Origin of the sequence: Amycolatopsis sp. NPDC051373 (assembly GCF_040689465.1) — a bacterium.
Taxonomy (GTDB): Bacteria; Actinomycetota; Actinomycetes; order Mycobacteriales; family Pseudonocardiaceae; genus Amycolatopsis.
The window spans coordinates 16,850-38,086 of the sequence record NZ_JBFBAE010000029.1 but is presented as its reverse complement, the minus strand read 5'-3'; the positions used below and the strand labels follow the sequence as shown (position 1 = coordinate 38,086).

The following is a 21,237-nucleotide window of genomic DNA, read 5'->3' as shown; positions in this document are numbered from 1 at the left end:
GCATGTCCGTGACGACGCTGCCGGCCGCCCGGCGCGTGGCCGCCCCGTTCGCCCGCGTCCCGGTGTTCGTGCTGGCCGGCCTGCTCGGCGTGGCGCTGCTGCTCACCGCCGGCCGCTACGGCTACATGGGCGACGAGCTCTATTTCCTCGCCGCCGGCAAGCACCTGGCGTGGGGCTACGTGGACCAGCCGCCGATGCTGCCCCTGCTGGCGCGGGCCATGGACACGATCGCACCCGGCTCGGTCTTCGCGCTGCGGCTCCCGGCGATGCTCGCGATGGTCGCGTCGGTGGTGTTCGCCGCCCTGATCGCCCGCGAGCTCGGCGGTCGCGCGAAGGCCCAGGCGCTGACCGCGGCCACGTGCGCGGTCAGCACGCAGTTCATCGCCTCCGGTCACTATCTGGCCACCTCGACGCTGGACCCGTTCCTGTGGACCGTGGTGATCTGGCTGCTGGTCCGCTGGATCCGCACCCGCGGCGACAACCTGCTGCTGTGGGCCGGGGTGGTCACCGCCGTCGCGCTGTACGTGAAGTTCCTGATCGGCGGCCTCTGGGCCGTCGCGATCATCGCGCTGCTGGTCTTCGGGCCGCGGGAGCTGCTGCGGCGGCCGAAGCTGTGGGTCGGCGCGGCCATCGCGGTGGCCGCGCTCGTCCCGACGCTTATCTGGCAGGCGACGCACGGCTGGCCGCAGCTCGGCATGGGCGAGGCGATCTCGGCCGAGGTGGACCAGACGTGGGGCGGGCGCCTGCTGTGGCTGCCTTCGGCGCTGCTCACCGCCGGGTTCCCGATCGGGATCGTGCTCCTGTGCTACGGCCTGTGGCGCCTGCTGCGCTCGCGGCAGCTGCGGCCATACCGCTTCCTGGCGTGGACCACGCTCGGCCTGGCCCTGGTGTTCGTGGTGGTCAACGGCCGGTCGTACTACATCGCCGGCATGTTCGCGCCGTGCTGGGCGGCGGCCGCCGTGGCGCTGGAGACCGGCCGGGCCTCGCGCTGGTGGCGCTGGCTCGCGACCTGGCCGGTGTACGTCGTCGCGGTGCTGCTGGCTCTGCCGATCTCGCTGCCGGTGTGGCCGCAGCCGTGGCTCGCCGCGAACCCCGCGCTGCCGTCACCGACGTTCGCGTTCGTCGAGATCGGCTGGCCGCAGGCCGCGCGCTCGGTGGCGGACCAGTTCGCGAAGCTGCCCGACCCGGCGCACACGGCCCTGGTCGGCGAGTCCTACTGGTCGGCGAGCGCGCTCGAGGAGTACGGCCGCCCGCTGGGCCTGCCCGAGCCCGCGAGCCCGAACCGCGGCTACGCGACGCTGGTCGTGCCGCCGGACTCAGACACCAGCGTGCTCTACGTCGGCGCCGACCCGCGGCCGCTGCTCGGCCACTTCACCGACCTGCGCCAGGTCGGAAAGGTCGACACCGGTGGGGCCCTGCCGAGCGTCGCCGACGACACGCCGCTGTGGCTCGCCACCGGGCGACGGCAGCCGTGGCAGGAGATCTGGCGGGAACTGGTGAACACGCACAGCTGACCCGGGTGTGCCCGGCGCCACACACCAGCCGGTGGTGCCGGGCCCCGGCCCGTAGGGTGCCGCGCAGCGGGCCCGGACAGCAGCAGGGAGCACGATGGACGCCGTGACCACGGCCACCACACCGACCAGGCACGGCGCGGCCGTCACCGAGTTCGCCCGGCGTCCGGTGGCGCTGCTCGCGGCCGGGACCGCGGCGGTCCTGCTGGCCACGGCCGGCCGGTACGGCTACTTCGGCGACGAGCTGTACTTCCTCGCCGCCGGCAAGCACCTGTCGTTCGGATACGCCGACCAGCCGCCGGTGCTGCCGCTGCTCGCCGCGCTGATGGACGCGATCGCGCCGGGCTCGCTGGTGGTCTTCCGGCTGCCGGCGATCCTCGCCACCGCCGCCGGGGTCGTGGTGACCGCGCTGATCGCGCGTGAGCTCGGCGGCGGCCGGAAGGCCCAGACGCGAGCAGCCGCCGCGTACGCGATCTGCGGCCAGTTCGTCGGCAGCGGCCACTACCTCGCCACCTCGACCGTGGACCCGCTGCTGTGGACGCTGGTTCTCTGGCTGCTCGTGCGCTGGCTGCGCACCCGCGACGACAATCTCCTGCTGTGGCTGGGCCTGGTCACCGCCGTGGCACTCAACGTGAAGTTCCTGATCGGCGCGTTCTGGGCCATCACCGCTGTGACGGTGCTCGTCTTCGGCCCGCGCGAGTTGCTGCGCCGGCCCAAGCTCTGGGCCGGCGCGGGAATCGCCGCGCTCGCGTGCGTGCCGACGCTGCTGTGGCAGTCGCTCAACGGCTGGCCGCAGCTGGGCATGGGCGACGCGGTTTCGCACGAGGTCGCCGAAGCAGGCGGACGCGCGGAGTTCCTGCCGGGCCTGCTTGCCGGCGCCGGACTCGTGATCGGCGCGCTCGGCGTCTGCTACGGCCTCGGTGTGCTGCTCGCCGCGCGAAGCCTACGGCCGTACCGGTTTCTCGGCTGGACGGCGATCGGCGTGGTCGCGGTGTTCCTCGTCGCGGGCGGCCGCTTCTACTACGCCGCCGGCATGTTCGGAATCCTGTGGGCCGCGGCGGCCGTGCACCTGCAGGACCGCCGGCCCGCGCTGTGGTGGCGGTGGGTGCCGACATGGCCGGTCTTCGTGCTGTCCGCGCTCTACAGCCTCCCGTACGCGCTGCCGGTGTGGCCGGCGCAGTGGCTCGTGGAGCACCCCGACGCGCCGCATCCCGCGTACGCGACCGAAGAGGTCGGCTGGCTGGACCTGGCCGCCTCCGTCGCGGACGTCTACCGGGCGCTGCCACCCGAGCAGCGCTCGCACACCGCACTCGTCACCGCGGGCTACTGGCAGGCGGGCGCACTCGACCGGTACGGCCCGGAGGCCGGTCTCCCCGAGGCCTACAGCGGCAGCCGCGGCTTCTGGTACTTCGGCAGGCCGACCGACGACGTCGACACCGTGCTGTTCGTGGGCGCCGACCCCGCGAAGCTCGCGCCGCACTTCCGCGACGCGCGGGTCGTCGGCTCGGTCCAGAACCGCCTGGGTGTGCTCAACGCCAGCGAGCACCTGCCGATCTGGCTGCTCACCGGTTGCACCGAAAGCTGGCCGGTGGTCTGGCCCCAAGTGAAAGATCTGAAGGCATGAAGTCCGAAGACGCGCGGGACGTGAAGCTCGACTGGCGCGGCTCGCTTCTCGCACCGCTGTCGCCGCGCGAAGGGGAACCCCCGCTGCGCTGGCACTCGTGGTTCAACCGCGCCGAGACGAACGCCCCGTTCGTGCTGCTGGCGATCCCGACCGTGCTCAGCCTGGCGCGGGCCGACCAGACGAGCGCCCACCGGCTCACCACGCTCGCGATCGCCGTCGGCGCCGCGGTCTGGCTTCTGCTGACCCAAAACCTGCCCAGTGCCCGGGTGCGCGAGAACGCCGCCTTCGCGGCGCTGAGCTTCGTGGGCGTCGTGAGTTTCGGCTCCGCGCTCGAAGCGCGCGAGACCTACTTCCTGATCTTCATGGTCCACGGCTTCTTCGCCGCCATGCGGATGCGGCCGTTGGTGATGTCGATCCTCGGCGTGGCCGTCACGTCGCTGCTGATCAACACCGTCGCCAACGGGGGCCCGATCGAGGCGCTGGCCACGGCCCCGGCGATCTGGGTGACGCTGGTGATCGTGCAGACGGCCGCGATCGGCGGAGGCGGCGCGGTGTTCGCGGCTGTCGGCAGGCAGAGCGCCGAACGCAAACGGGCGCTCGACAAGCTTGCCGCCGCCGAAGCCGAAAACCGGGGCCTGCAACGGCAACTGCTCACCCAGGCTCGCGAAGCCGGCGTGCTCGACGAGCGGCAGCGGCTGAGCCAGGAGATCCACGACACGCTCGCCCAGGGCTTCACCGGGATCATCACACAGCTCGAAGCCGCCGCCCAGGCCCGGGAGAACCCCGCCGAGTGGCAGCGGCACCTCGACACCGCGAAGGCGCTCGCGCGCGAGAACCTGACCGCGGCGCGGCGGTCCGTGCACGCCTTGCGGCCGGAGCCCCTGGAGTCGGCGACGCTGCCCGACGCGCTCGCCGAGGTGGCGCGGTTGTGGAGCGAGCGCACCACCGTGCCCGCCGCGTTCTCGACCACGGGCACGGCCGAGGCGCTGCACCCGGAGATCGAGGCGACGCTGCTGCGGATCACGCAGGAAGCACTGTCCAATGTGGCCAAACATGCACAGGCCGGTCGGGTGGGGCTCACGCTGTCCTACATGGGCGACGAGGTCACGCTCGACGTGGTCGACGACGGCGTCGGCTTCGATCCCGAAAACCCGCCCCCGAGCGAAGGCGGCTTCGGGCTGCCCGGCATGCGAAGCCGCGTGCAACGGCTCGCGGGCACGCTGCACGTGGAGTCGGAACCCGGTGGCGGCACGGCGATCTCGGTGAACCTGCCCGCCGTGCCGGCTGCCACACTGGGCGGGCTGAAGGACGGCGGGATCGACCACGAGGGGGCGTCAGCATGACCGTCACGCTGCTCATCGCCGACGACCACCCGATCGTCCGCGACGGCCTGCGCGGCATCTTCACCGGCGAACACGGCTTCGAGGTGCTGGGCGAAGCCGCGAACGGCGCCGAGGCCGTGACCCTCGCGGTTTCGCTCAAGCCCGACGTGGTGCTGATGGATCTGCGCATGCCGGGCACCGACGGCGTCTCCGCCATCACCGAGCTCGCCCGCCTCGGCAACCCGGCGCGCGTACTGGTGCTGACCACGTACGACACCGACTCCGACGTCCTGCCCGCCATCGAGGCCGGCGCCACGGGCTACCTGCTCAAAGACGCGCCGCGCGAGGAGCTGTTCCGCGCCGTGCGCGCGACGGCCCGCGGCGAGGCTGTGCTCTCCCCCGCCGTCGCGAGCCGGCTCATGGGCCAGATGCGCGCGCCGGCGAAGGAACCGTTGTCGCAGCGCGAGATCGAGGTGCTCACGCTCGTCGCGCGCGGCTCCACGAACAAGGACGCGGCGAAGAAGCTCTTCATCAGCGAGGCCACGGTGAAGACGCACCTGATCCACGCGTACGCGAAGCTCGGCGTGAAAGATCGGGCCGCCGCGGTGGCCGTGGCGTTCGAACGAGGCCTGCTCGGCTCGTGATTCCTGTGCGAAGCTGAGCCGATGTTCCCGGAAACGCCCGCCGCCGCGGCCGCGCTGGCCGTGGCCACGCGGTTCTACTCGGCCGCGCTGTTGAACCACTCCGTCCGCTCGTATCTCTGGGGCACGCACTACGCGGCGGCCCACGGGATCGCGTTCGACGACGAGCTCTACTACGTGTCGGCGCTGCTGCACGACCTCGGCCTCACCGCCGAGTTCGACAACCACCGCCTCCCGTTCGAGGACGCGGGCGGGCACCTGGCGTGGGTGTTCGGGGCCGCAGCCGGCTGGCCGGCGGACCGCGCCGCCCATGTCGAAGAGATCATCGTCGCGCACATGCGCGAGGACGTCCCCGCGAGCACCGACCCCGAATCCCACCTGCTCCAGGTCGCCACGAGCTGGGACGTCTCCGGCCGGCGGCCGGAGGAGTTCCCGGCCGAGGTGCGGACGACGATCCTCACGCATTACCCGCGGCTGGACTTCGGCGCGGAATTCCTGGCGTGCTTCGAGGACCAGGCGGCGCGCAAGCCCGACAGCGCGGCGGGCGGCGCCGTCGCGAGCGGGATCGCGGACCGGCTCGCCGTGAACCCGCTCGGCTGACGTTCACTGCCACAACACCGCCCCGCGCGCCGCGACGCGTTCGGCGACCGCGGCCACGAAATCCGCCGCCGGCAACGGATCCAGGCGCTGTGCGTCGCGCAGCCGGGGTGCGACGAGGCCCGCCTCGGCCTCCCGGGCGCCGATCACCGCCTGGTACGGCACGAACCGGTGGTCTCGGATCCGCGCTCCCAGGCTCCCCTGGTCAGGCGAGGAGAGCTCCACCCGCAGACCGGCTTCCTGACCGCGGCGCACGAGCGCGCAAGCCCGCGGCAGCTCAGCTTCCGAGACCGGCAGCACCACCATCTGCACCGGCGCGAGCCACGGTGGCAAGGCCCCGCCGTGCTCTTCGAGAAGCTGCGCCATCGCGCGTTCCAGGCTGCCGAGCAGGCTGCGGTGCACCAGCACCGGCCGGTGCACGGCCCCGTCGGTGCCGACGTACCCGAGGTCGAACCGCTCGGGCTGGTGTAAGTCCACCTGGACGGTGGAGAGGGTGGCCGAGCGCCCGGCGCTGTCGGTGACCTGGACGTCGACCTTCGGGCCGTAGAACGCCGCTTCGCCTGGCGCCACGTCGTAGTCGAAGCCCTCCAGCGCCTCGACGAGCCGGGCTTCGGCGCGCGCCCAGTGCTCGGCGGAGCCCACGTAGTCCCCCGAGCCGCCGGCGAGCGAGAGCCGGTAGCGCGCCGGGCGCAGCCCGAGGTCGGCGTGGACGCGGCGGATGAGCTCCAGCGCACCGCGGGCCTCATCGGCGACCTGGTCGAGGCGGCAGAACAGGTGGGCGTCGTTGAGCTGGATCGCACGCACCCGGCCGAGCCCGCCGAGCACCCCGGACAGCTCCGCGCGGTACATCCCGCCCAGCTCGGCGATCCGCAGCGGCAGCTCGCGGTAGCTGCGCGCCCGGCAGCGGTAGATCAGCGCGTGGTGCGGGCACAGGCTGGGCCGCAGCACGAGCTGCTCGCCGCCGACGTCCAGCGGCGGGAACATGTCGTCTCGGTAGTGCGCCCAGTGCCCCGAAATCTCGTACAGCTCGCGTTTGCCGAGCACCGGCGAGTACACGTGGCGGTAGCCCGCGCGGCGCTCGACATCGCGGACGTACTCCTCCAGCTCGTGCCGGATTACGGCACCGTCGGGCAGCAGGTAGGGCAGGCCGGCGCCGAGCAGCGGGTCGGTGCCGAACAGGCCGAGCTCACGGCCGATCCTGCGGTGGTCGGGCATCGGGGTCTCCTCGTGGACGGCCGAGGCGGAAACCCTGGGGACACGACGAAGCCCCGGGGCGGCCACCCCGGGGCTTGGTTCGCTCAGGTTTCAGCGCGCCGGGACGGTGTCCGGCGTCGTCGTGCTGGCCGAGCGCTGCATGCCGGCGACGCTAACAGCGTCACCGCCGGTCGCGCACCCGGTTTTCACGGCTGCCACGACGTCTGCTCGGCCCAGATCTCGGCGCGGGTGAACGCGTCGTTGACCCAGCCCTGCTTGGCGTCGGCGTAGTCCGCGACGGTGCCGTCGGCCGAGTGCTCGCGCGCGAGCTGCTCCTTCACCGCCGCGTACGCGTCACGCTCGGCTGGGTTCGCGCGGATCCAGTCGCGGAACAGCAGCGCGAGGCGCCACGCCGGGGTCTCGGGGGTGCGGACGTGCAGGTTCACCGGGCGCTTCGGGTCGGCACCCACGTGAAGGCGCTTCGGCCACGGCGCGGCGGAGCCGTCCTGCGGGTCGTCCCACCAGTCGCCCTCCAGCCGGGGGAAACCGGCGTCGGCCAGCGGTTCGGCGAGCGCGTCGGCGTCGGCCGACGTGGGAACGGTGAGCTGCACGTCGAGGACGTCCTTGGCGGGCAGCCCGGGGACGGCGGTGGACCCGATGTGGTCGGCGCGCAGCAGCCGCTTCCCCGCGATCTGCCGCAGCCGCGCGAGCCGGCGTTCGGCCTGCAGCGGCCACGTCGGGTCGGAGGGCACGATCACCGGCGACATCGGCGGGCGCGGCTTGCGCAGCCGCAGGTTGGCCTCGAACGGCACGAGCCGGTCGGCCCACAGCGCGTCGACCTCGGCGAGCACCCCGTCCTGCGCGCCGCCGTTGTCGAGCCAGACGTCGGCGACCGCGCGGCGCTGCTCGTCGCTGGCCTGCGCGCGGATCCGCGCCCGCGCGTCGGCTTCCGCCATGCCGCGCGCCTCTACGAGCCGGCGCACGCGGACCTCCACGGGCGCGTCGACGATCACCACGAGGTGGTATGCCGGCGCCAGGTTGCCCTCAACGAGCAGCGGGATGTCGTGGACGATCACCGCGTCGTCGGCCGCCTCGGCCATCAGCTCGGCCGTGCGCGCCCCCACGAGCGGGTGCACGATCCCGTTGAGGCGCTTGCGCGACGCGTCGTCGGCGAACGCCTTAGCGGCCAGCGCCGGACGGTCGAGCGACCCGTCGGCGGACAGGATGTCCTCGCCGAACGCCTCGACCAAGGCCGCCAGCCCGGGTGTGCCCGGCTCCACGACCTCACGCGCGATCCGGTCGGAGTCCACGAGCACGGCGCCGTGCTCGGCGAACCGGTTTGCCACCGTCGATTTCCCCGCGCCGATCCCGCCCGTCAGGCCCACTCGCAGCATGACCTCACCCTAGCCAGACCCGTGCGCCACCCGATCAGGGGACGTCAGAGCCCTGCACGTGCACTCGCACGGGTAAAGGCATACCCCAAGTCGAAAATCAAGGACATTGTCCGGAACTGGCTGACTGATCCGGGTGACACGCCGGGCGGCTACCCGGATTTACCGCCGCGATTGCGTACCGTGCGCGGCGGAAGGGTCGCCCACACGGAGGAACGATGGCGGAAAAGCACGTCGGCAAGCACCGGCTCGGAACGCCGGGACTGGTGCACTGCGTCGGCTACCGCCCGGTGGCGGAAGCCCTCGCCGAATACCGGCGCACGTGGCTCAGCGCCCTCCTCGTGCCCGCCCAGCACAGCTTCGCCGGCCTCCGCCGCCGCGCCCGCGCCGCGGCGCTGGAGCGCATCTGGGTTCCGGTCGTCTCGCCTTCCTGAGCCGCTGCTTCCTGAACGACCGCGGCCTGCACGGGTAGGTCTAAAACTGACAGAGGTTGTTGACAGCCTGGGCTCCTGATCAAGGGAGGCCCATGGCTGAGCGAGTGTGGAGCGAGAAGGACCTGGTCAGGCGCTCGAACCGGCGCCTGGCCGTTCTTCGTCAAGCGGAAGAGGCAAGCGGCAATGTCGCGGCGACCTGCCGGTATTACGGCATCAGCCGCACGGTGTTCTACCGGTGGAGGCACCGCTACGAGGATGAGGGCATCGACGGTCTGAAAGACCGCTCAAGCGCCCCGTAACTCCCCCGCCCCCACGGCGGACTCGGTGGTCAGACCCCGTATGAGAGGCTCCCGCAGAAGACTTAATCCCGACCCCAGAGTGTCAACGACCAACGTCAGTAGCACCTAGCGGCCCGCACCGGCCAACGCGGGTGTGCCCGTGGTCCGGAAGCGCGCCCGGTAGGCGCTCGGCGGCACACCCAGCTCCCGCGTGAACACCCGGCGCAGCGTCTCCGCCGAGCCGAACCCCGTGCGGCGCGCGACCACGTCGAGCGGGTCCGTGCCCGTCTCCAGCAGCTGCCGCGCCGCCTCCAGGCGGGTGCTCTCCACGAACCGGGCGACCGAGGTGCCCATCTGGTCGCGGAACAGCCGCGTGAGGTGGCGGACGCTGACGCCTGCGTCGTCGGCGAGCAAAGACAGGCTGTGGTCGGCCGAGGGGTCGGCGGTGATGCGGTCCATGATCCCGCGCAGCAAGTCGTTGCGCGCCGGCTGAGCGGCCAGGCGCACGCTGAACTGCGACTGCCCGCCGGGCCGCTGCAGGAACACCACGAGGTGCTTCGCGACGAGCCGCGCGGCCTCGGAGCCGAGGTCCTCCTCCACGAGGGCCAGCGACAGGTCGATGCCGGAGGTGACGCCGGCCGAGGAGATCACCGAACCGTCGCGCACGAAGATCGCTTCGCAGTCCACCTCGACGCCCGGGTAGCGGCGCGCGAGCTGGTCGGCGAGCTCCCAGTGCGTGGCCGCTCGACGGCCCTCCAGCAGTCCGGCGGCCGCGAGCGTGAAGGCGCCCGCGCACACCGACGCCGTGCGTCGCGCCTGGCGGGAAAGGCGGCGGACCTCGTCGAGCAGGTGCTCGTCGGTCACGGTGATCTGCCAGTTCGGGCTGCCCGGCACCACGAGCGTGCCGCCCTCGACGTCGACGTCCTCCAGCGCCACATCCGCACCCAGGCGCGTACCAGTGGTGGTGCGCACGTCGGTGCCGCCCGGCGACGCGGTGAGCAGCTCGTAGTGCGCGCCGTGCTCGTTGGCCATCCCGAACACCTCGAGCGGCCCGGTCACGTCCAGGAGCCGCACCGCGTCGTAGACGACCACGACAACCCGCTCGCTCCGCTCCATGGCGCGCACCCCGTTTCCTCAGACCAGCTTCGTCCGGACGTCGATCTCGTGCTCCAGCGTGCGGTGCACGGGGCACTTCTCCGCGATCTCCAGCAGCCGCGCGCGCTGCTCGTCGTCGAGGTCGCCCTCGAGCTCGATCTCACGGGTGATGCGGCTGATCATGCCGACCTCGGTCTCGCAGCGCTCGCAGTCGCGCGCGTGGATGCGGTCGTGGCGCAGCCGGACGCTCACGTTCGCCAGCGGGATGTTCTTGCGGTCTGCGTACATCCGCAGCGTGATCGCCGTGCAGGAACCCAGCGCACCGAGCAGCAGGTCGTACGGAGTCGGGCCGCTGCCGTCGCCGCCGACCGACTTGGGCTCGTCCACGACGAGCTCGAAACTGCCCGCGGTCACGTGCTGGGTGAAGCGGCCTTCGCCTGTTTCACTGACGACAACAGTGCCCGGTTCCGGCTCAGTCATCCGGTTCGCCTCCTGGTCGGGGTACTCGACGGTGCCGCTGCACCGCTGCAGCTAACCCAACGTCGCTTGTGGACGAAGTGGTGCCACGCCGTGGCGAGGTCCACAGGACGAAGATCCCACAGATCCGGCCGCATGGCGAAGTTCCCAAGCGAGCGCGAATATCGTATCTTCGGCAGGCGAGACGCGGACCTGTCCTGCGCGGCACGGGCGAAGGGGGTAACGGTCGTGGCCACCCGCCATCTGTCGACGCAGCCCGCCGACCAGCACAACCGGAGCCGGTTCCTCGACGCCGCCCTCAACGTGCTCACCGACCGCGGCGTCGCCGGCCTCACCGTGCGTGGCGTGGCTGAGGCGGCCGGGGCGTCGACCATCACCGTCTACACGCGCTTCGGCGGCCGCACCGGCCTGCTCGACGCGCTGTACGAGCGCGCATTCGACCTCCTGCGCGACGAACTGCTCGACGTGCCACCGGAGACCGACGACGGCGTCGCGGACCTGCTCGAGGTCGCACTGGCCTACCGCCGCTTCGCGCTGGAAAGCCCGGCTCGCTACGCGATGATGTTCGAACGATCGGTCCACGGCTACGACCCGGACCCGGAGCTGCGCACGGCGGTGCTGCGCACGACGTTCGCGATGTTCGTCGGCAAGATCCGCCGCATCGGCGATCCCGGCAGGGACTCGCGCGACTACGGCTATCTGCTGTGGACGTCGATGCACGGCCTGGTCAGTGTGGAGCTCACGATCCGCTCGCAGACGCCGCTGAGCGACTGGTTCATCGAGCCGACCGACGAAGCCAACGAGGTCATGTACCGCACCGGCGTGCTGTCGATGATCACCGGGCTCGGCCTCCGCAACTGACACCGGCCCACGCCACCGCGCAGGCCGGGTTCGGCCGACCTTCCTCCACCCCGGCCTCGGCGTCGTCCACTTCGAACACCTTGAGCACAGACGAAAAACACCGCGGCCCCGGTCCGAACTGGACCGGGGCCGCGGTGTCAGAGCTCAGTGGTGCTCAGCGTCAGGCGTGACTCAGCCCTGGCCGCCCGACAGCTTCTCGCGCAGAGCCGCGAGCTGCTCGTCGCTGGCCAGTGTGCCGCCGCTCTTGGCCTCGGCCGGAGCGGAGGTGTAGGTCTGGTCGCCGCCCCCGCTGCCACCCTCGATGCCGGTGGCGGCGTCGGCAGCGGCTTCGGCGTCGGCCTCGGCAGCCTTCTTGACCTGCGCCATGTGGGCCTCGTAGCGCGTGAGGGCCTCGGCGTACTGCCGCTCCCACTCCTCGCGCTGCTTGTCGAAGCCGTCCTGCCACTCCTGGGTGTCCGGGTCGAAGCCTTCGGGGTAGATGTAGTTGCCCTCGGCGTCGTACTCGGCGGCCATGCCGTACTGGGTCGGGTCGAACTCGGTGTCCGGCGTGACGCCCTCGTTGGCCTGCTTCAGCGACAGTGAGATGCGACGACGCTCGAGGTCGATGTCGATGACCTTGACCATGACGTCGCCGTTGACCTGGACGACCTGCTCCGGGATCTCCACGTGGCGCTCGGCCAGCTCGGAGATGTGCACCAGGCCCTCGATGCCCTCCTCGACGCGCACGAACGCACCGAACGGGACGAGCTTGGTGACCTTGCCCGGCACGATCTGGCCGATCGCGTGGGTGCGGGCGAACTGGCGCCACGGGTCTTCCTGGGTCGCCTTCAGCGACAGCGAGACGCGCTCGCGGTCCATGTCGACGTCCAGAACCTCGACCGTGACCTCCTGGCCGACCTCGACAACCTCGGACGGGTGGTCGATGTGCTTCCAGGACAGCTCGGAGACGTGCACCAGGCCGTCGACGCCACCCAGGTCCACGAAGGCACCGAAGTTGACGATGGAGGACACGACGCCCTTGCGGACCTGGCCCTTGGCGAGGTTGTTGAGGAACTCGCTGCGGACCTCGGACTGCGTCTGCTCGAGGTAGGCGCGGCGGGACAGGACCACGTTGTTGCGGTTCTTGTCGAGCTCGATGATCTTCGCCTCGAGCTCACGGCCGACGTACGGCTGCAAGTCGCGCACGCGGCGCATCTCGACCAGCGAGGCGGGAAGGAAGCCGCGGAGGCCGATGTCCAGGATGAGACCACCCTTGACGACCTCGATGACGGTGCCCTTGACGGGCTCGTCCTTCTCCTTGAGCTCTTCGATCGTGCCCCAGGCGCGCTCGTACTGAGCGCGCTTCTTGGACAGGATCAGGCGGCCTTCCTTGTCCTCCTTCTGGAGAACGAGAGCTTCGACCTCATCGCCGACGGAGACAACCTCAGCCGGGTCGACATCGTGCTTGATGGAAAGCTCGCGCGAGGGGATGACGCCCTCGGTCTTGTAGCCGATGTCGAGCAGGACCTCGTCGCGGTCGACCTTGACGATCGTGCCCTCGACGATGTCGCCATCGTTGAAGTACTTGATGGTCTTGTCGATAGCCGCGAGGAAGTCTTCCTCCGACCCGATGTCGTTGATGGCGACCTGCGGGGCCCCGATGGGGGCGGTCGGGGCGGTGGCGGTGTCGGTGGTCATTAGGCGGGTTGCTCCGGTGGATGGGATCGTAGGGTGTTTGGTTGGCAGCGCGTCCGGGCGTGAATACGGGACATGCGACGATCCCACGAGCAACGTCCACCAGTGAACGACCGCGGCATGACCCGCAAACGGTGCGCTCCCCCGGCAAGTGAAGACCCAGGCAGCGCGAACCTACTGCGCTAACACGTATCGTACGCGGGCCCCGGTAGGGCACACAATCAGGGTCCCCACAGCTCCCGGTACCCTTCCGGCAACGTTTCGGCCGGCGCCGGCATTCCCCGTCATTCCCGGAAGGACCCAGCATGTCCGACCACTCGGCAGCCCCCGCAGCGGACACAGCCGACCGCCACGCCCACGCCGAGCTGCAGCTCGGCACGGCCGGCGTCGCGTACCGCGCGGTCAGCGGCGGCGAGGCGGCCGCGGCGAACCTCGCCTGGTGGGACGCCGACGCCGACGACTACCAGGCCACCCACGGCGAGTTCCTGGGCGACACCGACTTCGTCTGGTGCCCGGAGGGCGTGCGCGAGGAGGACGTGCGGCTGCTCGGCGAAGTCCGCGGCCGACGGGTGCTGGAGGTCGGCTGCGGCCAGGCGGCGTGCTCGCGCTGGCTCTCCTCGGCGGGCGCCGACGCCGTGGCGACCGACCTGTCCGGCGGGATGCTGCGCCACGCGCGCGAGGGCAACGAGCGCACCGGCGTCACCGTGCCCCTGGTCCAGGCCAACGCCGAGTACCTGCCGTTCGCCTCGGGCAGCTTCGACGCCGCGTGCTCCGCGTTCGGCGCGCTGCCGTTCGTTCCCTCGCTCGCGAGGGTTTTCGTCGAGGTGCACCGCGTGCTGCGCCCAGGTGCGCCGTGGGTGTTCTCGGTGACCCACCCGATGCGGTGGATCTTCCCCGACGACCCGGGCCCGCTGGGGCTCACCGTCACGCAGCCGTACTTCGACCGCACGCCGTACGTGGAGGTCGACGACGACGGCGAGGCCACCTACGTCGAGTACCACCGCACGCTCGGCGACTACGTGCGCGCGCTGGCCGCCGGCGGCTTCGCGCTCGAGGACCTGCTGGAGCCCGAGTGGCCCGAGGGCCACACGCGCACGTGGGGTCAGTGGAGCCCGCTGCGCGGCAAGCTCTTCCCCGGCACGGCGATCTTCCGCACGCGCCGCTCCTGAGCGGCTACGCTGCGCCTTCGTGGCCACCACCGAACCCGCCGCGCGGTTCGCCGCGCTCGACCCGCTGCTGCCGCCGCCCGCGCCGTCGATCAGCGACGCTGCCGGCGAGCGGGTCGGCGCGGTGACGGGCGCGGGCGCGCGCGTGTCCGGGGTCGTGCAGCGCCACCGCCACGGCCCCGGCGACACTCCCCTGCTGTGGTCGGCCGCGCAGGTGTGGCAGCTGTTCCCCGACGCGGACACCGCCGGCACCGAGGGGTTCGATCTCCTGCTGGGCGAGCTGCGGTCCCTCGTGGACACCGAGCCGGCCGAAGCCGACTCCGCGTGCGTGGTGAACTGGCCGAGCCGCGACGCGGAGGCGATCCGGGCGTTCCTCGACCACGGGCTCGCCCCGATGTCCGCGCTCGCCGTGCGGACGGACCCGCCACCGCCTGAACCGGGTGCCGCCGACGCCGACGGGATCGCCGTGCGTCTGGCCGGGCCGGGCGACTTCGACACCGTGCTCCGGCTGTGCGCGGCCACGTTCGACTACACCGGACTGGTGGCGCATCGCCGTCGGGACCAGACGGCGGAGTTGCTGGCGCCCGCGTTGCGCCGCTCACTCGACGAACCGGCCACCTGGCTCGCGGAAGCCGGCGGCCGTCCGGTGGCGCTGGCCCAGTGCGCGTGGGTGGACTCGGCTCCGGGCACCGAGGCGGCCGAGCTCCTGCCGCCCGGGCTGTGGGCGTACGTGAACAACGTCGTGACCGCGCCCGGCCACCGCGGCGGCGGGATCGGACGTGTCCTCATGGACCGAGTGCACCGTGAGCTGCTGCGTCCCGGCACGGTCGGCGCGTACCTCTACTACAACCCGATGAACCCGCTGTCCTCGGTGTTCTGGCACCGGCAGGGCTATCGTCCACTGTGGACGTCGTGGGAAGCCCACCCGGCGACCGCGCTGCGCTGACCAGGACCGCTCACCGGACACCGCCACCCCGGTCGTGTGACGTGCGACCACCCGCCTTGCCGCTCGTTGATCATGTGCGCTAAGTTTTTGCACTGACCGGTCAGTTCAAAAGTCCGGTCAGTGGAGAAATTGGAGTGTCCCCGTGCAGGTACGAGCCGACCGGGTGTCCCTGGAGGGCCCCCACGGCACACTGTTGCCACCCACCTCGCTGACCGTCGAGGACGGCTGCGTGACGCTGGTCCACGGCGAGCCCGGCGTCGGGATCACCGCGCTCGGCCTCGCGCTGGCCGGCCGCGTCAAGCCGAGCACCGGCACGGTCACCGCCGACGTCCCCGGCCTGCTGCGCGACCTCGTCGCCGTGGTCGACGCCCCGGGCGTGAGCGAGCCCGACGAGGCGCTGCCGCTGCGTGTGGTCGCGGGCGAGGAGCTCGCCCTGGCGCACCGGCCCGCGGGCAAGGAGGACGTGGCGCGCTGGCTCACCGAGCACGCCGCCGCCCCCTTCGCCGGCACCCGCTTCGAGAACCTCGAGCCCGCGCTGCGCACGCGGCTGCTCGCCGAGCTGGCCGCGGAACGCACCGGCGTGCGTGTGCTCGTGCTCGACACCCCCGACCGGCACACGAGTCTCGTCGAGACGTGGACCGCGGTCGCCGAGGAGCACGCCAGGCGCGGCCTCGCCGTCGCCGTGCTCACCGCGACGACACCCGCGTCCGCCCTCCCGTATCCCCCGGCCCGCATCGGGTCGACCGACCAGCCCGGGCCGGTGCGCCTGCTCCCCCGCATCGAGGAGCCCACCGTCGAAAAGCCCAATGCCGAAGAGCCTGTCGCCGAAGAGCCCGTCGCTGAAAACGTCAGCGCTGAAGGAGAACCGGCATGACCGCCCCCGACAAGCGGGCCGGCGGCCTGAACGCCTTCCGCATCGCCCTCAACGAACTGCGCCGGCTCTCGGCCGGCACGCTGCCGAAGCTGGCGATGGCCGCGCTCGTGCTGGTGCCGCTGCTCTACGCGTCCTTCTACCTGTACGCGAACTACGACCCGTACGGCCGTCTCGACAAGCTGCCCGCCGCCGTGTTCACCAGCGACGCCGGCGCGAAGGACTCGACGGGTGCCACCCGCAACGTCGGACGTGAGGTGACCGACGAACTCGTGAAGTCCGGCACCTTCCAGTGGCACGACGTGTCCGAAAAGGACGCCCGTGACGGCGTGCGCGACGACAAGTACTCCTTCGCCATCGGCATCCCGCGCGACTTCTCCACCGCACTGCTGTCGTCGGGCAACTTCACGCCGCAGCAGGCCACGATCACACTCACCACCAACGACGCCAACAACTACCTCGCGGGCACCATCGCGAAGCAGGTGGCCGACCAGGTGCGCAAGACCATCGCCGAGAAGGTGGGCGGCGAGGCGGCCGACCGGTTCCTCGTGGGCTTCTCCACGATCTACGGCAAGATCTCCGACGCCGCCAACGGCGCCAAGCAGCTCGCCGACGGCGCCGCGCAGCTGCAGACCGGCCAGCACCAGCTCGCCGACGGGGCGAGTCAGCTCGCCACCGGCTCCGGCACGCTCGCGACCGGGCTGAACACGCTGAAGACGAGCACCGCGCAGCTGCCGAGCCAGACCCAGCAGCTCGCGACCGGTGCCGGCCAGGTCGCCGACGGCAACCAGCAAGTGGCCGACGCCGCCTCGCTCGCCGCGTCCGCGTCGGCCGACATCCAGGGCAAGCTCGACGGCTACCGCGCCCAGCTCGACTCCGACCTGCACAATGCGGGCCTGTCCGACACCCAGGTCAACGGCATCCTGGCGCAGCTCGACCAGCTGCGCTCGCCCGTCGATCAAGCGAACACCAAGATCCAGTCGGCCAACGGCGACCTCGCCAAGCTGGCGAGCGGCGCCCGTCAGGTGTCGGACGGTGCCCACCAGCTCGCTTCGGCCACGCCGCAGCTGACCAGCGGGATCGCGCAGGCGTCCGATGGCGCCAACCAGCTGCGCGACGGCGCGGCGAAGCTCGACGACGGGGAGAAGACCGCCGTCACGGGCACCGACCAGCTCGCGAGCGGCGCGAACCAGCTGCGCGACGGGCTGTCCTCGGGCCTATCGCAGATCCCGAACCCGGACGACCCGACGCGCACCGCCACGGCGAACACCATCGCCGACCCGGTCGCGGTCACGGCCAACGGCGTCGCCTCGGCGGGCACGTACGGCGCGGGCTTGGCCCCGTTCTTCATCTCGCTGGCCACGTGGATCGGCGCCTTCGTGCTGTTCCTGCTCATCCGCCCGCTGTCCACGCGGGCGCTGACCGGGGGCGCCGCGCCGCTGCGGGTGGCGCTGGGCGGCTGGCTGTCGTCGGCCGTGCTCGGCATCGCGCAGGTGATCGTGCTGTTCGCCGCGGTGACGTGGCTGGTCGGCATCCACATCGCGCACCCGTTGGGCGCGATCGGGTTCGCGATCCTCGTCTCGCTGGCGTTCACGTCGGTGGTGCACGCGCTCAACGCGTTCTTCGGCGCCGTCGGCAAGTTCCTCGGCCTGGTGCTGCTGGTGCTGCAGCTGGTGAGCGCGGGCGGCACGTTCCCGTGGCAGACGATCCCCGACGCGCTCTACCCGCTGCACGTCGTGCTGCCGATGGGCTACGCCATCGACGGCTTCCGGCACCTGCTCTACTCCGGCGCGTCGCTGCAGATCCTCGGTGACGTCGGGGTGCTGCTGGCCTACCTCGTCGGCGGGATCGTGCTGTCGACGCTGGCGGCCCGCAAGCACCGCGTCTGGACGGTGTCCGCGCTGAAGCCCGAGCTGAGCCTATGAGGGAGACGACCAAGCGGAAGCTCTTCGAGGCGACCCTGCGGCTTTCGGCCAGCAGGGGCCTCGTGGGGCTGACGGTGGACGAGATCGCGACCGAGGCCGGCGTCGCCAAGGGCACGGTGTACTACAACTTCGGGTCCAAGGACGGGCTGGTCGACAGCCTGCTCCGCTTCGGCGTCGACCTGCTGGCCGGGCGCCTGCGCGCGGCCGTGACCGACGGCGAGCCGCTCGACGTCATCGAGGCGCAGGTCGACACGACGCTGCAGTTCATCGCCGAGTACCCGGGGTTCTCGCAGATCGTGGTGAGCGAGCTGTGGCGCACGCCGGGCCAGTGGCACGACACGCTGGCGCTGCTGCGCGAAGAGATCATCTCGATCGTGAAGGGGCAGCTGCACCGCCTCGACGAGGCCGGCCGGCTGCCCGCGGGCGTCGCCATCGAGACCGCGGCGGCGGGCCTGTTCGGGACGATGCTGGTCGTCGCGCTCGACTGGCAGGTCTTCCAGCCCGCCCGCACCCGGGCCGACGTGCGCGACTCGGTGATGGTGCTGATCCGGGGCCTCGGCCGAGGCTGAGACCCCGGACTGTTCTTTCGCGCGCCGGGTCAGCCGCAGTTGGCGCAGCAGCCGCAGCCCTTGCCGGTGCACGCGGCGCAGCAACCGTGGCGCATGACGAACTTGAAGAGCCGCTTGATCATCTCTCGGTCCTCCGCTATCGATCGACACCTGCGCATGTCACGCTAAGTGAGGCGGCCGTGACGCGGGTACCGCTGACCGGGCGGGTGACCCGGGTGAATCACCTCACGGACGCCGCCGGCGCGCCCGCTAAGCTCGCCCGCGTGAAACTCCACGTCGGCTGCGCGATGTGGACGCACGCGCCCTGGCAGGGCCGGCTCCTGCCGCACCCCCTGGCACCCCGAGAGCGCCTCCGCGCGTACTCGACGTGGTGCAACGCGGTCGAGGGCAACACGACGTTCTACGCCACACCGTCCCGCGCCACGGTCGAGACCTGGGCCGAGCAGACCTCGCCCGATTTCCGCTACGTGCTCAAGCTGCCGAAGCCGATCACGCACGAACGCGGTCTCGGCGACGTCGACGCAGTGCTGGGCCCGTTCCTCGCGGCGATCGAGCCGCTGGGCGAGCGCGCCCACACCCTGTGGATCCAGCTCCCGCCGTCGTTCTCACCGGAGGCCCTCGGCGCCCTCGCGGGTTTCCTGCGGCGTTTGCCGCGCGAGTACCGCTACGCCGTCGAGGTCCGCGACCGCGCGTTCTTCGAAGACGCGCGCGCCGCCCAGGCCCTGGAACGCGTCCTCGCCGGCGCCGGCGCCGAATGGATCACCTTCGACACCACGGTGTTGTTCTCTCAGCGGCCGACATCGGAAGCCGAACAGGAAGCGTGGCTCAAGAAGCCCCGCATGCCCCGGCGGATCCGCGCCCTGACCGCCGACCCCGTCGTCCGCTACATCGGCCGCGACGACCCCGACCAGACGGCCGCCGGCTGGCGCGCCTGGGCCGACGCCGTGGTGCACTGGCTGCGCGAAGGCCGCTCTCCCACGGTCTTCCTCCACACCCCGGACAACGCCGACGCGCTGCTTCTGGCCCGCCGCTTCCACGACGACGTGCGGGCGCGCGTACCCGAACTGGAGCCCCTCGCCGAGCCGATGCCGGTGGGACCGCCGACGCTATTCTGAGCTGGGACAGTCCACATCGGACCCTCGGTGGCACGCCACGCGGTCACCGTCGCGGCGCCAGTCGAGCTTGCTCTCGACGCCGGTCTTGGCGATCAGCGCGTCCTGCCCCGGACCTGGCGCTCTGGTCGCGCAGCCGCACCCGCCGAGGTCTTCGCGCGGCTTGGAAATCCACCCGGGCGACCCTCCTCGCAGGGCGTGTTGCGTTGGGGGTGCACCCCGAAGCTGGATTGTGTTGACGGAGGCTTCGGATCGGGGTGCCGGGGAGGGGGTGCGGGGTTGCGTCGCGTGGGAATCCCGGACCAGTGCACTTACCCGTTCGGCGCCGTCGGCGATGCTTCCTCCGCCGTCAGTGGTCAGGACCTTCCGCGGCTTTCCGCGACGGACCGGAGCTCGCGGGCGAGGCGTTCCGCGGCGGGGCCGAAGAAAGCGCTGTCGAACTCGGTGGCGATGGCCGCGGCTTCGGCGGCCAGGTCGCGGCCCGCGCGGGTGAGGGAGACGCGGACGGCGCGGGCGTCGCGTTCGTGGGCGGTGCGGGTGAGCAGGCCGCGGACTTCCAGCGCCCGCAGGACTTTCGACGTCATCATGCGGTCGGCACCGGCGTGTTCGGCCACCTCCTGCTGGGTGGCGGGGCCGGCGGTGCGCTCGAGGCGGGCGGCCGCGGACAGCAGGAGGAACTGCGTGGGCGTGAGGCCCAGCGGGCGCAGCCGGACGTCGAGCGCGGCGCGCCAGACCAGCGCCGCCTGGTGGAGCCAGAAGCCGGCACCCGAAGTGGCGCCGTTCTCCGTGAGATCGGAGATCTCGTACATCATGTCTCCCCGTGCGCGTGCCGCGGCCGCCGGAGGTGCGGCCGCGGCACGCGGGTCGTCAGCGGGCGCCCAGGGGCACGTCGAACCGGCCGAACACCCAGGTGCCCGGGGCGTCGGCGTTGTCGCCGGCCCAGAACTCGAGCCAGTGCTCGGTGAACTCGTCGGCCGTGAGGTAGCCGTCGCCGTTGAGGTCCAGCACCGGGAAGACCGCGTCGGTATCGGTGGCCGTGCCGTTCCACGTCTCGATGAGCCGGCGGTACTCCTCGCGCGAGATGCGCTCGTCGCCGTTCTCGTCGATGGCCTCGAACATCGCGGCCGCCGTGCCGCGCACCGAGTCGGGCATGTCCCCCAGCTGGTCCACCACGAGCAGGACCTCGTCGAGCGTCACCTTCTCGTCGCGGTCGATGTCGGACGCGGCGAGCAGCGTGGTCCACCAGCCCATCATGATCTCGCTCAGCCGCGCCGCCTGGGGCGAGTCGGGAGCGAGGCCGCGCGCCTTCGTCCAACGGTCGGTGAGCGCCTGGAAGTCGGCCTCGGTGAGGAATCCGTCGCCGTCGACGTCCATCGCCCCGAACACCGTGGAGATCTTGCGTCTCTGCAGTTCACTCGCCATCGTTCGCGGTCCTTTCTCCGATCCCCCTTGGCCGGGGACCCCGTGGGCGAAGCTCAGCGTTGTCGCGACTCAAGATCACCTGCACCGGCACCCGGGTTCTCCCCCGGCCCGACCCGGTGATTTCGTT

At 71.6% G+C, this 21,237-nt stretch carries 21 protein-coding genes; 14 read left to right on the top strand and 7 right to left on the bottom strand.

The features are described 5' to 3' along the window. Positions 1 to 2 precede the first annotated feature (2 nt). The 5 genes from AB0383_RS39610 to AB0383_RS39590 all read left to right on the top strand — a co-directional run bounded on the left by AB0383_RS39610 (position 3) and on the right by AB0383_RS39590 (position 5,698). On the top strand, positions 3 to 1,514 hold the full coding sequence (locus AB0383_RS39610) for a glycosyltransferase family 39 protein (protein ID WP_366190025.1): 1,512 nt from the start codon (positions 3 to 5) through the stop codon (positions 1,512 to 1,514). Positions 1,515 to 1,608: 94 nt separating this feature from the next. Then, on the top strand, positions 1,609 to 3,135 hold the full coding sequence (locus tag AB0383_RS39605; protein WP_366190024.1) for a glycosyltransferase family 39 protein: 1,527 nt from the start codon (positions 1,609 to 1,611) through the stop codon (positions 3,133 to 3,135). Beyond that, the gene (locus tag AB0383_RS39600) at positions 3,132 to 4,478 is read left to right on the top strand and encodes a sensor histidine kinase (RefSeq protein ID WP_366190023.1); all 1,347 of its coding nucleotides are present in this window, start codon (positions 3,132 to 3,134) and stop codon (positions 4,476 to 4,478) included. Before AB0383_RS39605 ends, AB0383_RS39600 begins: the two co-directional genes overlap by 4 nt. Then, on the top strand, positions 4,475 to 5,101 hold the full coding sequence (locus AB0383_RS39595; protein ID WP_366190022.1) for a response regulator transcription factor: 627 nt from the start codon (positions 4,475 to 4,477) through the stop codon (positions 5,099 to 5,101). Before AB0383_RS39600 ends, AB0383_RS39595 begins: the two co-directional genes overlap by 4 nt. A gap of 21 nt (positions 5,102 to 5,122) precedes the next feature. Continuing rightward, entirely contained in the window at positions 5,123 to 5,698 is a 576-nt protein-coding gene (locus AB0383_RS39590; protein WP_366190021.1) for an HD domain-containing protein, read from the top strand. A 3-nt stretch (positions 5,699 to 5,701) separates the two neighbouring features. Here AB0383_RS39590 and thrS read toward each other — a convergent pair whose 3' ends face one another. Both thrS and coaE read right to left on the bottom strand, forming a co-directional pair. Continuing rightward, positions 5,702 to 6,976 carry a threonine--tRNA ligase gene (thrS, locus tag AB0383_RS39585; protein WP_366190020.1) on the bottom strand — a complete coding sequence of 425 codons (1,275 nt, stop codon included), beginning with the start codon at positions 6,974 to 6,976 and terminating at the stop codon, positions 5,702 to 5,704. 119 nt (positions 6,977 to 7,095) lie between these two features. Beyond that, on the bottom strand, positions 7,096 to 8,283 hold the full coding sequence (gene coaE / locus AB0383_RS39580) for a dephospho-CoA kinase (RefSeq protein WP_366190019.1): 1,188 nt from the start codon (positions 8,281 to 8,283) through the stop codon (positions 7,096 to 7,098). A gap of 215 nt (positions 8,284 to 8,498) precedes the next feature. Here coaE and AB0383_RS39575 point away from each other — a divergent pair, with 215 nt between their 5' ends. Together AB0383_RS39575 and AB0383_RS39570 are read left to right on the top strand one after the other, a co-directional pair. Beyond that, positions 8,499 to 8,714: a hypothetical protein gene (locus AB0383_RS39575; protein WP_285965965.1), complete on the top strand. Its 216-nt coding sequence runs from the start codon at positions 8,499 to 8,501 to the stop codon at positions 8,712 to 8,714. Positions 8,715 to 8,806: 92 nt separating this feature from the next. Beyond that, positions 8,807 to 9,013, top strand: coding sequence for a helix-turn-helix domain-containing protein (locus tag AB0383_RS39570; protein ID WP_366190018.1), 207 nt, complete (start codon positions 8,807 to 8,809; stop codon positions 9,011 to 9,013). 105 nt (positions 9,014 to 9,118) lie between these two features. On the opposite strand, the gene AB0383_RS39565 is transcribed toward AB0383_RS39570, so the two are convergent. Together AB0383_RS39565 and AB0383_RS39560 are read right to left on the bottom strand one after the other, a co-directional pair. Continuing rightward, positions 9,119 to 10,108: a DJ-1/PfpI family protein gene (locus AB0383_RS39565; protein ID WP_220242034.1), complete on the bottom strand. Its 990-nt coding sequence runs from the start codon at positions 10,106 to 10,108 to the stop codon at positions 9,119 to 9,121. Between the two features lie 18 nt (positions 10,109 to 10,126). Then, complete coding sequence (locus AB0383_RS39560) at positions 10,127 to 10,567, bottom strand: OsmC family protein (protein WP_364185602.1); 441 nt, start codon at positions 10,565 to 10,567, stop codon at positions 10,127 to 10,129. A 225-nt stretch (positions 10,568 to 10,792) separates the two neighbouring features. Between AB0383_RS39560 and AB0383_RS39555 the strand changes: the two genes are divergently transcribed. Continuing rightward, positions 10,793 to 11,425 carry a TetR/AcrR family transcriptional regulator gene (locus tag AB0383_RS39555; RefSeq protein ID WP_364185600.1) on the top strand — a complete coding sequence of 211 codons (633 nt, stop codon included), beginning with the start codon at positions 10,793 to 10,795 and terminating at the stop codon, positions 11,423 to 11,425. Positions 11,426 to 11,596: 171 nt separating this feature from the next. Here AB0383_RS39555 and rpsA read toward each other — a convergent pair whose 3' ends face one another. Beyond that, positions 11,597 to 13,102 carry a 30S ribosomal protein S1 gene (rpsA, locus tag AB0383_RS39550; RefSeq protein ID WP_364185598.1) on the bottom strand — a complete coding sequence of 502 codons (1,506 nt, stop codon included), beginning with the start codon at positions 13,100 to 13,102 and terminating at the stop codon, positions 11,597 to 11,599. A gap of 302 nt (positions 13,103 to 13,404) precedes the next feature. Here rpsA and AB0383_RS39545 point away from each other — a divergent pair, with 302 nt between their 5' ends. The 6 genes from AB0383_RS39545 (at position 13,405) to AB0383_RS39520 (ending at position 19,691) form a co-directional block, all read left to right on the top strand. Continuing rightward, the gene (locus tag AB0383_RS39545) at positions 13,405 to 14,268 is read left to right on the top strand and encodes a class I SAM-dependent methyltransferase (protein WP_364185596.1); all 864 of its coding nucleotides are present in this window, start codon (positions 13,405 to 13,407) and stop codon (positions 14,266 to 14,268) included. 19 nt (positions 14,269 to 14,287) lie between these two features. After that, complete coding sequence (locus AB0383_RS39540) at positions 14,288 to 15,211, top strand: GNAT family N-acetyltransferase (RefSeq protein ID WP_364185594.1); 924 nt, start codon at positions 14,288 to 14,290, stop codon at positions 15,209 to 15,211. A 142-nt stretch (positions 15,212 to 15,353) separates the two neighbouring features. Further along, positions 15,354 to 16,085, top strand: a complete 732-nt coding sequence (locus AB0383_RS39535) for an ABC transporter ATP-binding protein (protein ID WP_366190017.1) — start codon at positions 15,354 to 15,356, stop codon at positions 16,083 to 16,085. A 26-nt stretch (positions 16,086 to 16,111) separates the two neighbouring features. Next, complete coding sequence (locus AB0383_RS39530; RefSeq protein WP_364185769.1) at positions 16,112 to 18,007, top strand: YhgE/Pip domain-containing protein; 1,896 nt, start codon at positions 16,112 to 16,114, stop codon at positions 18,005 to 18,007. Next, positions 18,004 to 18,576: a TetR/AcrR family transcriptional regulator gene (locus tag AB0383_RS39525; protein ID WP_220242041.1), complete on the top strand. Its 573-nt coding sequence runs from the start codon at positions 18,004 to 18,006 to the stop codon at positions 18,574 to 18,576. The genes AB0383_RS39530 and AB0383_RS39525 overlap by 4 nt, the downstream gene beginning before the upstream one ends. 287 nt (positions 18,577 to 18,863) lie before the next feature. After that, entirely contained in the window at positions 18,864 to 19,691 is an 828-nt protein-coding gene (locus AB0383_RS39520) for a DUF72 domain-containing protein (protein WP_364185767.1), read from the top strand. 353 nt (positions 19,692 to 20,044) lie between these two features. Here the strand turns inward: AB0383_RS39520 and AB0383_RS39515 are convergent, their stop codons facing one another. Next, positions 20,045 to 20,497 (bottom strand): MarR family transcriptional regulator, encoded by a 453-nt coding sequence (locus tag AB0383_RS39515; RefSeq protein WP_366190016.1) that lies wholly within the window; start codon positions 20,495 to 20,497, stop codon positions 20,045 to 20,047. A gap of 58 nt (positions 20,498 to 20,555) precedes the next feature. Further along, the gene (locus AB0383_RS39510) at positions 20,556 to 21,110 is read right to left on the bottom strand and encodes an EF-hand domain-containing protein (RefSeq protein WP_364185588.1); all 555 of its coding nucleotides are present in this window, start codon (positions 21,108 to 21,110) and stop codon (positions 20,556 to 20,558) included. Positions 21,111 to 21,237: the final 127 nt, after the last annotated feature.